Annotated in this window: 11 protein-coding genes; 9 read left to right on the top strand and 2 right to left on the bottom strand. The window is 41.6% G+C overall.

Annotation, left to right across the window (positions count from 1 at the left end; all coding sequences use genetic code 11):
* Positions 1 to 135: 135 nt before the first annotated feature.
* The 7 genes from feoB (at position 136) to COR50_RS05095 (ending at position 11,494) form a co-directional block, all read left to right on the top strand.
* Positions 136 to 2,265, top strand: a complete 2,130-nt coding sequence (gene feoB, locus COR50_RS05125; RefSeq protein WP_098193001.1) for a ferrous iron transport protein B — start codon at positions 136 to 138, stop codon at positions 2,263 to 2,265.
* Positions 2,266 to 2,345: 80 nt separating this feature from the next.
* Positions 2,346 to 3,293: a M28 family peptidase gene (locus COR50_RS05120; protein ID WP_098193000.1), complete on the top strand. Its 948-nt coding sequence runs from the start codon at positions 2,346 to 2,348 to the stop codon at positions 3,291 to 3,293.
* A 142-nt stretch (positions 3,294 to 3,435) separates the two neighbouring features.
* A complete protein-coding gene (locus COR50_RS05115; RefSeq protein WP_098192999.1) occupies positions 3,436 to 4,029 on the top strand; it encodes an RNA polymerase sigma factor in 594 nt (197 codons plus the stop codon).
* 71 nt (positions 4,030 to 4,100) lie between these two features.
* The gene (locus tag COR50_RS05110) at positions 4,101 to 5,027 is read left to right on the top strand and encodes a FecR family protein (protein ID WP_098192998.1); all 927 of its coding nucleotides are present in this window, start codon (positions 4,101 to 4,103) and stop codon (positions 5,025 to 5,027) included.
* Between the two features lie 57 nt (positions 5,028 to 5,084).
* A complete protein-coding gene (locus tag COR50_RS05105; RefSeq protein ID WP_232516276.1) occupies positions 5,085 to 8,465 on the top strand; it encodes a SusC/RagA family TonB-linked outer membrane protein in 3,381 nt (1,126 codons plus the stop codon).
* A 64-nt stretch (positions 8,466 to 8,529) separates the two neighbouring features.
* Positions 8,530 to 10,326, top strand: coding sequence for a RagB/SusD family nutrient uptake outer membrane protein (locus COR50_RS05100; RefSeq protein WP_098192996.1), 1,797 nt, complete (start codon positions 8,530 to 8,532; stop codon positions 10,324 to 10,326).
* 55 nt (positions 10,327 to 10,381) lie between these two features.
* Entirely contained in the window at positions 10,382 to 11,494 is a 1,113-nt protein-coding gene (locus COR50_RS05095; RefSeq protein ID WP_098192995.1) for a glycoside hydrolase family 76 protein, read from the top strand.
* 115 nt (positions 11,495 to 11,609) lie between these two features.
* Here COR50_RS05095 and COR50_RS05090 read toward each other — a convergent pair whose 3' ends face one another.
* Both COR50_RS05090 and COR50_RS05085 read right to left on the bottom strand, forming a co-directional pair.
* The gene (locus COR50_RS05090; protein ID WP_098192994.1) at positions 11,610 to 13,139 is read right to left on the bottom strand and encodes a S41 family peptidase; all 1,530 of its coding nucleotides are present in this window, start codon (positions 13,137 to 13,139) and stop codon (positions 11,610 to 11,612) included.
* A 22-nt stretch (positions 13,140 to 13,161) separates the two neighbouring features.
* Positions 13,162 to 13,791, bottom strand: a complete 630-nt coding sequence (locus COR50_RS05085; protein WP_098192993.1) for a hypothetical protein — start codon at positions 13,789 to 13,791, stop codon at positions 13,162 to 13,164.
* A 311-nt stretch (positions 13,792 to 14,102) separates the two neighbouring features.
* On the opposite strand from COR50_RS05085, the gene paaA reads away from it, so the two are divergent.
* Together paaA and COR50_RS05075 are read left to right on the top strand one after the other, a co-directional pair.
* Positions 14,103 to 15,119, top strand: coding sequence for a 1,2-phenylacetyl-CoA epoxidase subunit PaaA (paaA, locus tag COR50_RS05080; RefSeq protein ID WP_232516275.1), 1,017 nt, complete (start codon positions 14,103 to 14,105; stop codon positions 15,117 to 15,119).
* A gap of 14 nt (positions 15,120 to 15,133) precedes the next feature.
* On the top strand, positions 15,134 to 15,502 hold the full coding sequence (locus tag COR50_RS05075) for a 1,2-phenylacetyl-CoA epoxidase subunit B (RefSeq protein ID WP_098192991.1): 369 nt from the start codon (positions 15,134 to 15,136) through the stop codon (positions 15,500 to 15,502).
* Positions 15,503 to 15,518: the final 16 nt, after the last annotated feature.

Genomic DNA, 15,518 nt, shown 5'->3' with positions numbered 1-15,518 from the left:
CGGTTTTTTCTTTTTTGGGCAAAAAATACTGTTAAAAACAGGTCCGCAAATCCTTTTTTCCCGATTTGAGCATCTGCCAGGACAATTAATCAGTAAATTTGCGGTATTCAAAAAATTTAGAGAACTAGGAAAGGAATGCAGGCACCATTAAATATTGCACTGGTAGGTAACCCTAACAGTGGTAAAAGCTCTCTGTTTAACGTATTAACGGGTTTAAATCAAAAAGTTAGTAATTTTCCTGGCGTTACGGTTGATAAGAAAACAGGCTCCGCGAAGATTTCTCCAAATCTAACTGCGAACATTATCGATTTACCCGGTACATATAGCTTATACCCAAAGAGTGCCGATGAGTTCGTGACTTATGATGTATTGATTAATCCGCAAAACAGGGACAAACCAGATATGATCCTGGTTATAGCCGATGCTTCCAACCTTAAAAGAAACCTCCTGTTCTGCTCCCAAATTATTGACCTTAAAATTCCCATTATTATAGCGCTCACCATGATGGATTTGGCCAAATCCAAAGGCGTGGAAATCGATTTGCCGGGGCTGGAGAGGGAATTGGGTGTTCCGGTGGTGGCCATTAATCCCCGGAAAAATAAGGGGATGGCGGAATTAAGAAAGAATATTGAATTGCTGGCTAGTGAAAAATTTGGAGCGCCGGCGAGAGATTTTATTGATAATCAATCTCTTGCATCAAATGTTATCCATGATGTTAAGGAAGTTTTCCCAACTTCAAGTGATTATGCAGCTTTACATGTTGCGGTTAACTACGAAGAGTTAACATTTTTATCCGGTTCGCAAAAAAAAGTAATCGGGGACTCCATAAAAAATAACCAATTCAATAAAACCAAGGTGCAGGCTGAAGAAATCATGCAACGTTTCGCGAGAATCAAGCATGTAATGAAGGCCGCGGTAGTAGAAACGGCGCCGTTTCAAAAACAGCTTCAAACAGAAAGGATCGATAACATACTATTACATCGCACCTGGGGTTATGTGATATTATTGGTAGTCATGTTTTTACTTTTCCAAAGTATCTTCTGGTTCGCCTCCTACCCCATGGATGTAATTGAAGCCGGTTTTGGCTCATTGGGTGGATGGTTGACCGACATATTACCAAGCAATAATTTTAGTGATTTGTTAATCAATGGTGTAATAGCCGGTCTTGGAGGGATCGCGGTCTTTATACCCCAAATCATGATATTATTCGGTTTGATCACCATTTTGGAGGACACGGGCTACATGGCGAGGATCAGCTTTTTGACCGATCGCCTGATGAGGCAGGTTGGTTTGAATGGTAAATCAGTTATGCCGTTAATAAGTGGCGTGGCTTGTGCCGTGCCCGCGATTATGGCTACGCGGAATATAGAAAACCGCAAGGAAAGGCTGATCACGATCTTGGTTACGCCTTTGATGAGCTGCTCCGCGCGCTTGCCGATTTATACCATCATGATCGCTTTAGTGATTCCTTCTAAAACGATCTTGGGCTTCCTGAGTTTACAAGGTTTGGTAATGATGGGGCTATATTTATTAGGCTTCATCATGGCTATCATGATTGCCGCGGTGCTTAAATGGCTTATCCGGATCAAGGAAAAGAGTTATTTCATCATGGAGCTGCCCGACTATAGGGCGCCACGTTGGAAAAATGTGGGTACAACCATGGTAGAAAAGGCGAAGATATTTATTACAGATGCCGGGAAGGTTATCATGGTAATTTCTATAATATTATGGTTCTTAGCTTCTTATGGGCCATCTAAAAAGATGGACGCGGTGCATGCCAAATTTGAACCTTTAATAGAACAAGCCAGCACTGATTCGATAAGAGCCGAGATAGAGAAATCGTTCCAATCCGAAAAATTAGCCAATTCATATGCCGGTATCCTGGGGCATGCAATAGAACCCGCCATCAGGCCATTGGGATTTGATTGGAAAATCGGTATCGCGCTAATTACCTCATTTGCCGCACGCGAAGTTTTCGTAGGAACAATGGCCACTTTATACAGTGTTGGAGAAGATGCGGATGAAAACGATGCCACCTTGCGCGAGAAGATGGAAGCTGCTACTTGGAAAGACGGCAGGCCGGTATACACTCTCGGCGCGGGTCTATCCTTAATGCTTTTCTATGCATTCGCCATGCAGTGTATGAGTACCTTGGCAATTGTAAAAAGAGAGACCAAGTCCTGGAAATTCCCGGTAATTCAATTTGTGTATATGACCGTATTGGCTTACGTTTCCAGTTTGATAATTTTTCAATTGTTCAAATAAGGGGTATACGACCTGGCTTCGGTTTAATTTCTTTTTGGTATAATCTACGTATCTTTTATGCCGTGTAAATTCGCGATCATATGAGATACATATACCTGGTTTACTTCCTGCTATTGGGCACCTCTCTTTTTGCGCAATCTTTGCCCGATATTGATTCATCATTGTTGATGAAAGATATTGCGACGCTTTCTTCCGATAAGTATGAAGGCCGCAGAACGGGCACCAGGGGTAACCGGCTCGCACAATTTTATATACTGGATCGCTTCAAGCAGATCGGGCTTTCCCAATTTCATAATACATACGAACAGGCTTTCTATTTCCAAAGAAGGGATGAAAAGTTGATGGGTACAAACTTGTACGGATATATTAAAGGCAAGTTGGACAGCGTGATAGTAATTTCTGCCCATTACGATCACCTGGGCATTCGGAAGGGTTCCCCGGAAGCAGATAGTATTTATAATGGCGCTGATGATAATGCCTCCGGGGTTGGGGCCATGTTAGCGATGGCTGCATATTTCAAGCAAAATCCCCCGCTCTACTCCATGATCTTCGCAGCGCTTGATGCCGAAGAAATGGGTCTACAAGGCGCCGCAGCCTTTACCAGGCAATTGCCGGTATCCAAAAACAGGATTGTCCTGAATATCAATATGGACATGGTAAGCCATAATGACAAAAATGAATTATATGTTTGTGGAACGCAACATTACCCGGCATTACGCTCAATAGTGCAAGCGGCGGCCGTAAAAAGCCCGGTGAAATTACTGTGCGGTCATGACCTACCCGGTAGCGGGCATGATGATTGGACTAACCAAAGCGATCATTATGAATTTCATCAAATCGGCATTCCATTTTTATATTTTGGAGTTGAAGATCACCCTGATTACCATAGGGCAAGTGATGAATTTGAACACATTACCCCGGGATTTTATTATCATGCCGTTCAAAGTATCATAGAGGTTGTAAATGCTTATGAAGCAGAAACTTATAAACAAGCGGGGAAAGAATTAAAAATATACGAAAACCGGTAAAAGCAGGTTTCATATGGCGATCAATCCTTTGAGAACGGGGAAAAAGCTTACGATAATCTGTATTGAAAGTATATATTTGATCCCGGTATAGAAATTATAACGTTTTTTCACGACGGAAATCGTCCCAGCTAATTTTCGGAAAATGTATGAAAAACGGAACAGTGACGGTGCATTAATTCAGTCTTTAAAAGAAGACGATACAGCAGCTTTCGAACTGTTGTACGATAAATACTGGAAAACACTTTATATAAAGGCTTGCCAAAGGGTGGATCAGGACGAGGCGAAAGACATTATTCAAGAGGTGATGATCAGCTTTTGGAACAGGAGGCATAAAGTTGAAATTAAAGAAGAAGGAGATATTGCAAAGTATTTATATACAGCGGTCAAGTACAGGGTTATTAGTCATTATGCATTCCAAGCAAAAGAAATAAAGAAGATAGATTACCTGGAAGTGCTTTCGGGCGAACTTAACCATGAAACTGTCGAAACCAAGGAGTTAAAAGCTTCGATAGAAGCTGCCATATCAAGACTGCCTACCCGGATGCAGCAAGTTTTCCGCATGAGCAGGGAAGAAGATTTATCTATAGCCGATATTGCCAAGCAATTAAACTTATCCGAGCAAACCGTAAAAAACCAACTTACCGAAGCTTTAAAACGGTTACGGTCGGCATTGCATGCCAATGATGCCGGGGAATGGGCTTGGTTGCTAGTCCTCCTTTTCCTACCTATCCAATAATTTTTTGAAAAATTTATCCTTCGTCTAGTACTAAACCTTCATTTTCTAGATAAGGTACTAAAACGTGCATATTGGAAGTCTCTAAAATCAAAAAACTATTCAGCAATTACTTGCTCGGGAAAACGCCCGAACAGGAAAACGTAATTGTTGATCAATGGTACGATTCCTTCGATCAAGACCCACCGGTAGCGGTTTTTAAAGATAGGCAGGAAGAAGAAAAGATCCGCCTTGAAATATGGAATACCATTTCTCCGCAAATTAAAGTTGCTAAATCCTTTTACTTGAGCGCTTCTTTTAAATGGTCGGCAGCAGCGGCAGCGCTCCTGGTAGCAGTTTGTACATTTTTCTTCCTTCGCCATCAGCCATATACAGAGATTATTACCAATAACGGGGAATACAAGAATATTTTGTTGGAAGACGGCTCCCAATTAGTTGTAAATGCAGGCACCAGGGTAAGAATACCCCGGAATTTTGTTAAAAATCGCCAGGTAGAACTCTTGGATGGTGAGATTTATGTTGAGGCGGCCCGCGATGAGCAGCATCGTTTTACCGTGGAAAACGGGTCGATTAAAACCACCGTACTCGGCACGGCCTTTAACATTACTGCCTACGAAGGATTGTCAAAAATGACGGTGGGTGTTGTTTCGGGTAAGGTTAAAGTGGAGATGCCAGAACATGGGGCAACTATTTTAAATAAAGATCAATCATTTGTATTACATAAAGATATTTCCACGGTAACTGTAGAAAGATTTGACCCTGCCACTTTGGGTTGGAAATCTGGAAAATTGATATTGAACGATGCCAGTTTCGAAGAGATGATTTACCTGGTAGAAAAGCAATTCGGTATCAAAATAATCACTACCTCCGAGAAAGTGAAAATGACACGTTATACAACCGAGCTCTCTACCTCCATGGATCCTATAAAAGCCGCGGAAGTGCTCGCGGCTATTCACAGACTAAAAATTTCTATTCACGAGAACCAAATCACGATGTATTAACTGAATTGTGCGCTGGTCCACGACTGATCGCCATAACATTAAATGCCTAAACTACGTATGAAAAAATTGATTCAAACGCTCAGGAATCGCGTTGTTGCTATCGCGTTTTTCTTAGCAGGATGTGCCACATTTTTCCCCGCCTACGCTGGGCATGGGCAAGTCCTTACGAAAACCAATGTTACGATTTCGCTACGGGATGGAACCCTAGAGTCTGCTATTGAGAAAATCCACGCGAACACAAAAGTAACTTTTGCTTACGATAAGCAATTGCTAAGATCTTACCGCGTTGAAAAGATCTCTTTCAAAAAACAACGGTTAGATAAGGTGCTAGCCGCGCTTTTAACACAACATGCATTGGCTTTCGAGGAAGTGAATAATATTGTTGTAATTAATAAACCGAAACCCGGTAATGCCCTTGGTGCCGGGAATACCCTTGCTGCGCAGGATATGACCATCAGCGGTAAGGTGGTTGATGAAAAAGGTATTCCCCTGCCCGGCGTAAGCGTTGCTGTACAAGGCAGCACGACTATGACTACCACGGATGTCAAGGGGGAGTTCAAAATACTCGTACCCGGTAATGCAGCAAAACTGGCATTCAGCTACATTGGATACGAAAGGTTGATCGTTGCTGTAGATAAGTCAACGAATTTGAATATCCGGATGAAACTTTCCAGTCAATCATTAGACGAATTTGCAGTTATCGGTTTCGGTACGCAACGTAAAGTAAGTTTGGTAGGCGCACAATCTACAATTAAGCCCGCGGAGTTAAAACAACCTGCATCAGATATTACCGCTTTATTAGCAGGAAGGGTTGCTGGGCTGGTTGGTGTACAACGCACCGGGGAGCCAGGTAAGGGCGCCGCAGATATATGGATTCGAGGTATCGCAACATTCGGTGGCGGTAATAGCGCGAACCCTTTGATCTTGGTAGACGGTGTAGAAAGGCCGATCAATAATATTTCACCAGAAGATATAGAGTCCTTTACTGTATTGAAAGATGCGGCAGGTACCGCGGTTTATGGCGTACGTGGCGCCAACGGGGTTATTATTATTAAAACGAAAAGGGGGAAAGTGGGCAAACCACAAATATACCTCGACTATAACGAAGGTGTAAATACCTTTACAAAGCGCCCTGAAATGTTGGATGGCATCACGTATATGAACCTTGCCAACGAAGCTTTAACTACCCGCGATCAAAATCCGAAATATTCCCAGGAGTACATTGAAAATACCCGTAATCAAGTTGACCCTTACCTCTATCCCAATGTAGATTGGATGGATGCCGTTTTTAATAAATACGGTCATACCAGGAGCGCCAATCTTAATGCTAGTGGAGGTGTTGAAAACGCACAATATTATATTTCACTCGGGTATTTTAACGAAACCGGTTTCCTGAAGACCGATGATTTGGCAAAGTATAATTCATCCCTCAAGTTTAACAGGTATAATTTTACGACAAACGTTAACCTGAACGTAACTAAAACCACCAAATTAGATGTAGGTATTCAAGGCTATTTTTCCAATGGCAATTATCCGGGGATCAATACGCACGACATATTTCAGAGCGCGATGGATGCGGCGCCGGTCGCCTACCCAATCTTGTACCCTGGGGGCTTAGTGCCCGGTCAATCATCTAACGGCGGGTTCAGGAATCCCTATGCTGATCTTACCCGTCGTGGTTATAGGAACGAGTTTAGGAATCAACTGTTTTCGAATATCCGGGCTACGCAAGATTTGAGCATGATAACGGAAGGGTTAAGCGCTACCGCGATGTTTGCTTTTGATACATACAATCAAAATTATATTACCCGTAGCAAAAGGGAAGACACGTATTTCCCCGATCAAAATGAACCTTACAAACCAGATGGCAGCTTAAATCTTGTTAAAACGTATACGGGGAATCAATATTTAGGTTTTGACAGGAATGATGGAGAAAGGAGGACGACCCGCAAATTTTATACGGAAGCAGCATTGAATTATGATCGTGCTTTTAAGAAACATCGCGTTGGGGGCCTTGCGCTTTTCTATTCAAGCGATTATTCAAATACTTTGGCGGGCGATTTTATAAGTTCAATTCCTGAACGTTCTCTGGGGTTAGCAGGAAGGGTTACTTACTCTTACGACGAAAGATATTTTGCCGAGTTTAATTTTGGATATAATGGTTCCGAATTATTTGCCCCGGGAAATCGTTTCGGTTTCTTTCCGGCAATGGGTTTGGCTTGGGTCATTTCGAACGAGTCATTCTTCGGTGCTTTAAAACCGACTATTTCCTTCCTGAAACTGCGTTATTCAAATGGTAATACCGGTCTAGGCTCTGCCGCTGAAAGATTCTTATACATCACCAACCTAAATACTTATGGCGGCGCCTATAAATACGGGAAAAGTTTCGATAATGTTGATGGTATAAATATTAGTCGCTACGCAACAAATGTTAAGTGGTCCGTTTCCAATAAGCAGGATTTAGGAATCGAGATACGGATGTTTGAAGATAGGTTGAATATGAATGTTGACTTCTTCAAGGAGCACCGCACGGGCATATTCTTAAAACGTGCATCGAACGTAGATTTTATGGGCTTGGAAAATGAACAATACGCGAATCTCGGAATTGTTGATAACAAGGGGATTGATGCCAACATCGAGTATAGAATGCAATTGGGGCAAGTAGGTTTAACCTTGAGGGGTAATATTACTTATAACAAAGATATCTTGGTAGAGAATGATATGCCTCCACAGCAATATCCTTGGATGGAGCACAGGGGCAACAATGTGCTTGCATTGTATGGCTATTTATCCGATGGCTTGTTTACTTCTGATGATGAAATTCAAAAAAGTGCTGTGCCAGGTGATAAATCCCAGGTAAGGCCGGGAGATATTAAGTATAAAGATCTGAATGGTGATGGATTGATTAATTCCAATGATATGACTAGAATTGGGAGAGGCGATGTGCCATCTACCGTTTATGGTTTCGGTTTCGATTTAAGCTATAAAGGTTTTGTATTCGGAGTATTGTTCCAGGGAACAGCCGATGCAGATAGGATGCTGAGCGGTTCTGCAATTATTCCGTTTAATAGCGGTGGTGGCTTAACGAACGCTTATGCCATTGCAACGGATCGTTGGACAGTTGATAATCCTAGCCAAGATGTTTTCTATCCCCGCTTGGCATACGGGGAAGCGCCCAACAAGAATAATACGCAACCAAGCGATTGGTGGGTGAAAGACATGAGCTTTATGAGGTTAAAATCAGCCATGTTAGCATATAATTTGCCTTCTGAAAAGCTAAAGAAATTCGGTATACATAATTCTTCGATTTATTTGCAAGGGATCAATCTATTTACTATCAGCAAATTCAAATTGTGGGATCCTGAATTGAATACCAGCAATGGTACCTCGTATCCGAATGTTAGAACCGTTTCCCTAGGTATTAACCTCAGGTTCTAAGGGGAAAATTTATTGATTGAAAAACTTTACTGCCTCAAGAGGCAAGCATTATAAAAATATTAGGATGAAAAAGTTAATATACATTCTTTTAGCAATGGCCATATTTACTTCATGTTCTAAGTTCTTGGATCAAGTGCCGGATGACAGGCTAACAATCGAAGAAACATTTAGAACATGGGAAACGGCCCGTAAGTTTTTAGCAGACGTTTACCGTAGGGTACCTGATGAGTTTGGACAAAGAAACCCCGGGGGTAATAATAATGCCGGTTTATGGACCGGGGGAAGTGATGAAGCGGATTATGTTTGGTCTTTCGTACAGTCCAATGAAGTCAATATCGGTAATTGGGATGCTAACTCCGGTTTTGTTGGAGATTATTGGAGAAATTTTTATAAAGGCATCCGTGCTGCAAGTGTTTTTATGCAGAATGCCGATAAAATCACGGATCTTTCCCCTGCACTTATTACTCAATATAAAGCAGAAGCGAGAGCGCTTAGGGCAATGTATTATTTTTACCTGTTGCGTATTTACGGCCCGGTGGTTATCCTGCCCGAAAACGCAGCCCCGGTAGATACAACATTGCAAATGCCTAGAAATTCTATCGAGGAATGTGTAAATTTTATCACTAGCGAGTTGCAAACCGCATCGGGGAATCTACCCGTATTTCCCAATAATGATCAAGATTACGGCCGTGTAACGAAAGGAGCTGCCCTTGCTTTCAGGGCAAATGCATTTATGTATGGAGCCAGTCCTTTATTTAATGGTAATACTGATTATGCCGATCTGAAAAACCCTGACGGCAAACAATTAATTAATCAAACTTTTGATGTCAATAAATGGAAAGAAGCAGCAAATGCTTACAAATCATTTATTGACCAATTCGTGCCCGGCACCTATTCATTATTTAAGAAGAATAATGCTGAAGGTCAATTTGATCCCTATCTTTCTTGCCGCGATGCTATCCTAACCGACTGGAATCCAGAGGTAATATTTGCACGCGTAGGCAACTCTCTCGGTCCCCGTCAATATGAACTAACGCCCTATCATAATGGCGCTGCATCCCGCGATGTAAAGGGGAGCGGCGGCTTAGGCGCTACCCAAAATATGGTGGATGCTTTCTTCACCGAAAATGGTAGAAGCATCGATGATCCATTATCCGGTTACCAAGAAACAGGTTTCTCGGATTTTAAAACACCGTATGACACGCAAGAAAGGAGTATTTATAATCAATGGGCGCACCGCGAGCCAAGGTTTTATGTCAATATTACTTTTGATGGTAGTTTATGGTTGAATAAGTCATACGGTGAGATCATTACCAGGTTTAACAATACTGGGAATTCGGGAAAACAAACCGGGGGTGGCGATTATACAACTACTGGGTACGTGGTCAGGAAAGCAATGGGGCTTGGTAAATGGGATGTAAATGACCGTACGCTCATCTTGGTAAGGTTAGCAGAAATTTATTTGAGCTATGCAGAATGTTTGAATGAATCTGAACCTGGGAATCCGGATATACTGAAGTACTTGAATTTAATTCGTGAAAGAGCGGGTATACCAACTTATGGCTCCGCTGAATTACCGGCTCCTAACGGTCAAGATGCTATGCGTGACGCTATACGTAAAGAGAGACGTGTAGAGCTGGCTTTCGAAAATAACCGTTTCTTCGATGTAAGGCGTTGGAAAATAGCAGAACAAACGGAAGATGGCCCCATATACGGGTTAAATATCTATAGTGATATGCCAGGTTTCTTGAACGTAGTGCCTTTTGAAACCAGGGTATTCAATAAAAGGCATTATTTATTCCCGATACCATCAGATGATATCAATAACGATAAGCAGTTGGTTCAAAACCCGGGTTGGTAAAATATTCATGGAGAAGCGTGTTTCATGATACGCTTCTCCTTTAAAAAATTTTGGTATGAAAAGTTGGATATTGATTTCGATGGTTGCGCTTGCCGGAATTCACTTGGCTTGTGGTAAAGATGAACATAAAGATGTGCCTATTACTCCGCCGAAAGAGGTTTCGTTTACGGCAAAAGATGCAACAAACGCTTTGAATTATTTCAATAAAGCGTATTATGATCCGGCAAAGAAGCTGTACTTCCCTACTACCGAAAAAAATGGGGTAGCCGCTATCTGGACGCAAGCTATTTATTGGGATATGATCATGAATGCTTATTTAAGAACAGGTGATGATCAATGGAAAATTATGATCCACGATGTGTTTGAAGGTAATTATCAACATTACGATCATTTTAATTGGGAAAACCGCCAGGTATGGTTTATCCATGACGATATGATGTGGTGGATCATTTCCCTAGCCAGGGCCTATCAAATCACCGGTACAGAAGAGTATCTTAATTATTCTAAAAGCGGATTTGAGAGGGTATGGAATGAATCTTACGACGCTGTCGATGGTGGGATGTGGTGGGACTTTAAGAAGTCAGGTAAAAATGCCTGTATCAACTTCCCGACTGTAATTGCAGCAGCAACTTTATACAATATAACGAAAGACGAAATGTATTTGACCAAAGCGAAAAGCATTTTTGAATGGGGCGCCAACAATTTATATGATAGCACTAAAGGTCGCGTGGCAGACAATAATGTTAACGGCAACAAAGGTTGGTCGGATTATACATACAACCAGGGCACATTTATTGGTGCCGCTACATTGTTATATAAAATCACCGGGGATTCTAAGTATTTGGGTTATGCAGTTAAAGCAGCCGATTATACTAAGATGAGTATGTGTGATGGCAACGGGATCATGCCGCCGGAAGGAGACTGGAATGAACAAGGTATTTTGAAAGCCATATTTGGTCATTATATAATGAACTTGGTGAATGAAGGTAAGCAGGACCAGTATTTACCTTGGCTAAGGAAGAATATCAACTTGGCCTGGGGTAACCGCGATGCGGCCAGGGGAATTACTTACCGTAATTATAATGTAACCTGCCCTACCGGTATCGTGCAGTCATACGAATCGAGCAGTACGGTAATGTTAATGCAAGTTTGCCCACCCGGAGAATAAATGGTTTCCGGCCTTTTTGCAGATATTTTTTTGCTGGAATCCTATTAATTTAAAAAGCGCCCCCATGTATTTTATGGGAGCGCTTTTTTATGTAAGGTAGAAGGATGATCCTACATTATTGTTTTCTTAAGTCATTAGGGTTTAATAGTAACCCTTTGAAGCCATGCTCACCCAGGCGATCAATTTTAGTAGGCATTAACCTGGTAGTTCGCCTTTCGATATTTGCTTTTCTACCCAGCTCTGCTTGGCTAACGCCTAATTGGATTAAAGCCTTAGCGATGGATTCTTCACGGGTATCTGCAAAATTAAAGCGGACATCATCAAAGGCTGTGATATCGGGGTTAAATCCATGGAAGTATTCACCTTGATTAGATGCATTTACATTTTGTACAGATACCGCGTACATGTCGTACCCGCTTACAGGTAAAGCCATAAATCCAACAGGTTTGCCGTAAGTAGTATCACCTACCAATTTCAAACGATCATTAAAATAAGGCTTCAGGTTGTTAATAACTAATTCACTTGCAGAAGCTGTTGAACCGGTAACTATAAAGATGATATTATCGAGGTCAAGGCCGTTAGTCTTGCTATAATTAGTCGTATTATAAAATGCCCAGTTATAGAGCAAGTCGGGTAACGTAATGACGCCGATATTGGTTTGGAACTTAATGCTATTGCTATAAGCGCTCATTGTTTTGTTATTAACCTTGGGTCCGTAAGTTTCTTTATACATCACGGAATTAGCTCCAGTTACAGAAGCAGGCGCCAGCATATTGCTTAGGTATTCTGCTGTAGTTACAGCACCACCGCCATTATACCTCAAATCTACAACAACTTGTTTTACACCTTCTGAAGAGAATTTGGTGAAAATAGGATCCAGGTATGGTGTTGCTAAATCGGCATTAATGAAGCTGTTAAAACAGAAATAGCCTATTTTTCGACCGGAGAAGTTGTATACTGTATCACTTAATACGGGTTTAATCGAATACTCCTGGCTGCTTATCGTCATGCTAACGGTATCGTTGGGATTGCTATAGTCCCTAATAAATGTAAAGTTGGCAGAACTGCCATTTAAAGCATTTACGATAAAGTTGACATTATCTCCGTTTCCATAAGGAGCGTAATCATAATCCAATGCTTCCCTGCCATTTATTTTTGCAATAAGCCATCCCCTTCTTACGCCTTTAATATAAGCTGGAGATCCGGGGTAACAGTAGTTCACACTGGGCAAATCCCTGTAATAATATTTGATAAAAAATCCCATATCCCCGATTTTACCCTCACCGATTTCACCACTTACCGTACCATCATCAAGAAAGCTATAATGATCTAAATTATTTCCTTGATCATCTTTTTGATACGTGATCATTTTATCAAATAAAGCTTCTGGAGAGTTAAAGGAAAGCGGCTTTAAAGTAGCCGAATCAGGAACGGCGTTTGTCCACAAGTAAACATCCGTAAAGATGTGGTACATCGTATCCAGGGATTTTTGCAATGGAGTAAGGGTTGCCACGGAATCCACCGGATCCGGGCCCGGATCGGGATCACCGGAACTACTTTTATCTTTTTTACAACTGAACAACATAACACTGGCCAAGGCACTTGCCAGTAATGCACGGGAAAAGAATACACGCATGTTTAACATATACGTCCGGTTTATTTTTTTTCTATGAGGGTAATGGCCATTGTCCTCCCAACTGGATTGCCTTCGCAATATTGGACTGCCATTCCTTTTGTTTATTTATGAAAGTACCATTCCTGGTTTCTTTGTCATATTGTGTTTGTAAAGTATTCATCAAGCGGAAATATTCAAGGTATTGATATTGGATAACACTGTTGATAGCATCGTAATCCTTTTCTTCATTAAAATCAATAGAAGCCAGTTTATTCTTGAATAATAAAGCCGTTAGATAAGTTATGTCAAAATGTATTTGCTCATGCGCTAGGGCGTCTTTATCATCCCGGATGAAGCTTTGTGCCCATGAATCATCCTTCACAAAAAATACTTGTAAGTCGAGATGAATTTCCAGGGTGTCTTTTACCTGGGTGGCCGTACCTTCATAAGCAAAACTTGTAAAACTTACCGCGGCACTTTTCGCATTGGATGGTATACGACCGGTAAAATCTTGCCATTGCAATACTTTGCCCGGTAAATAATAAACGGTATCTACGCTGTTCACATTGTGCGGCTGATAAAATCCCACCGTTACGATGGTTTTGCTGATCGTGTCTCCAGGGAAATGCTGGAGCGCAGGTAACAACAAAAATTGAATGAGCAGGCAACCGTTATGTAACATCTGCGATTATGCAAATTGGTCTTTATCTAAAATTAGGTCGTAACGCCGTTCTGTCCGAAAGTTGATACGCTTGACTAGATCCTAAAATTCTTTATTAATATTACGAAATTTTCATGATCTACGGGGATATAATCTTTCAAATAGCAAATTTTATAGATAGTTTTCTTCCTGGTAAAGAACCGGTTCTTATAATTGTACCTGTAATGTAAATTATTGATAACCAATTGAATTTATTCAATAAATACCTTGTTAAAATTTCGCCTTGACTGATAGAATCTTAAGGTTAACAATCAAAAATTCAGTAATTTACATTGAACCAAAACAATCGCATTATGTACGGCGGAGGATATATATTCGACGAACAAAGCAAGCGGCCTTTACAAACACAATTGGAGGACGACCCGGTGAAACTGGCAGATTTTGAACGCCGTATCGCTGCCGGGGAAAAGATTGAACCCGGTGATTGGATGCCCGTTGATTATAGAAAACAACTTATCAGACTCATCGAGCAACACGCCCACTCTGAAATTATTGGCGCCTTACCGGAAGGTACCTGGATTACCCGCGCCCCAGGATTTAAAAGGAAGTTAGCATTAATTGCCAAGGTGCAAGACGAGATCGGGCACGGTCAATTACTGTACAATGCAGCTGAAACGCTCGGCAAAAGCCGGGAAATGATGATAAACGACCTGCTGAATGGTAAATCTAAGTATTCGAATGTTTTTAATTATCCCGCCGAAACTTGGGCGGATGTGACGGTAATCGGATTCTTGATTGATGCCGCGGCCATCGTGAACCAGGTAGCTAATTCGAAAGGTTCTTATGGCCCTTATTGCAGGGCTTTAGAGCGTATTTGTTACGAGGAAAGCTTTCACCTTAAGCAAGGGCATGACGCTTTTATTGAGTTGGCCACGGGCACGGCTTTACAGAGAAGCATGGTACAAGATGCGCTGAACAGATGGTGGCAGCCTATTATGCATTTCTTTGGCCCACCGGACAAAACCTCTGTACATAGCGAGAAATTAATGCGTTGGAAAGTAAAGATGGCCAGCAACGATGATATGAGAAATCAATTCCTGGACTCATACGTTCCCAAGATACTGGAATTAGGCTTGACCTTACCGGATCCAGGCTTGCGCAAAGACCCGGAAACGGGTAAATGGTTATTCTCGGATCCCGATTGGGACTTATTTATGAAAGTCATTAACGGCGGCGGCCCCTGCAATAGCGAAAGACTTGGCGTTAGGAAATGGGCAGAAGAAAATGGTCGCTGGGTAAGGAAGGCCTTAATGGATAATAACCAAAAAAAATCATTCCCCGTAGCATAATTTAATTTATAACAATGGATAACCAATCATTAGACCCGCGCGTAAAACGGCTAAAGCTTGACGCCGATGGAAAACTTGTTACTATCCAGGAAGGCGAAAATTGGAATGTATTTGAAGTGTTTCACCAGGAAAAACGGGGTGCGCATCATGAGCATGTTGGGTCGGTTCATGCGCCCAGCGCACAATTAGCATTAGTATTTGCCAAGGAACAATTCGGGCGCCGCAAAAAATGTGTAAATCTTTGGGTCGTACGCAGCGCTGACATACTAGCTTTGGATGTGGAAGATGAAGATATGTTTGCCAATAATGCCGATAAAACTTACCGCGATGCTAGCGGCTTTAAAGTCATGGAAAAAATCAACAAGTTTAAAGGCAAGAAATAATACAAGAAATAGTAAT

The sequence above is a fragment of the Chitinophaga caeni genome, assembly GCF_002557795.1.
GTDB classification, from domain to species: domain Bacteria; phylum Bacteroidota; class Bacteroidia; order Chitinophagales; family Chitinophagaceae; genus Chitinophaga; species Chitinophaga caeni.
This window is presented reverse-complemented; position numbering and strand designations above follow the sequence as displayed.

Coding starts and splice junctions, on each gene's coding strand:
- feoB (WP_098193001.1), top strand. CDS start 136: ATGCAGGCACCATTAAATATTGCACTGGTAGGTAACCCTAACAGTGGT.
- COR50_RS05120 (WP_098193000.1), top strand. CDS start 2,346: ATGAGATACATATACCTGGTTTACTTCCTGCTATTGGGCACCTCTCTT.
- COR50_RS05115 (WP_098192999.1), top strand. CDS start 3,436: ATGTATGAAAAACGGAACAGTGACGGTGCATTAATTCAGTCTTTAAAA.
- COR50_RS05105 (WP_232516276.1), top strand. CDS start 5,085: ATGAAAAAATTGATTCAAACGCTCAGGAATCGCGTTGTTGCTATCGCG.
- COR50_RS05100 (WP_098192996.1), top strand. CDS start 8,530: ATGAAAAAGTTAATATACATTCTTTTAGCAATGGCCATATTTACTTCA.
- COR50_RS05095 (WP_098192995.1), top strand. CDS start 10,382: ATGAAAAGTTGGATATTGATTTCGATGGTTGCGCTTGCCGGAATTCAC.
- COR50_RS05090 (WP_098192994.1), bottom strand. CDS start 13,139: ATGTTAAACATGCGTGTATTCTTTTCCCGTGCATTACTGGCAAGTGCC.
- COR50_RS05085 (WP_098192993.1), bottom strand. CDS start 13,791: ATGTTACATAACGGTTGCCTGCTCATTCAATTTTTGTTGTTACCTGCG.
- COR50_RS05075 (WP_098192991.1), top strand. CDS start 15,134: ATGGATAACCAATCATTAGACCCGCGCGTAAAACGGCTAAAGCTTGAC.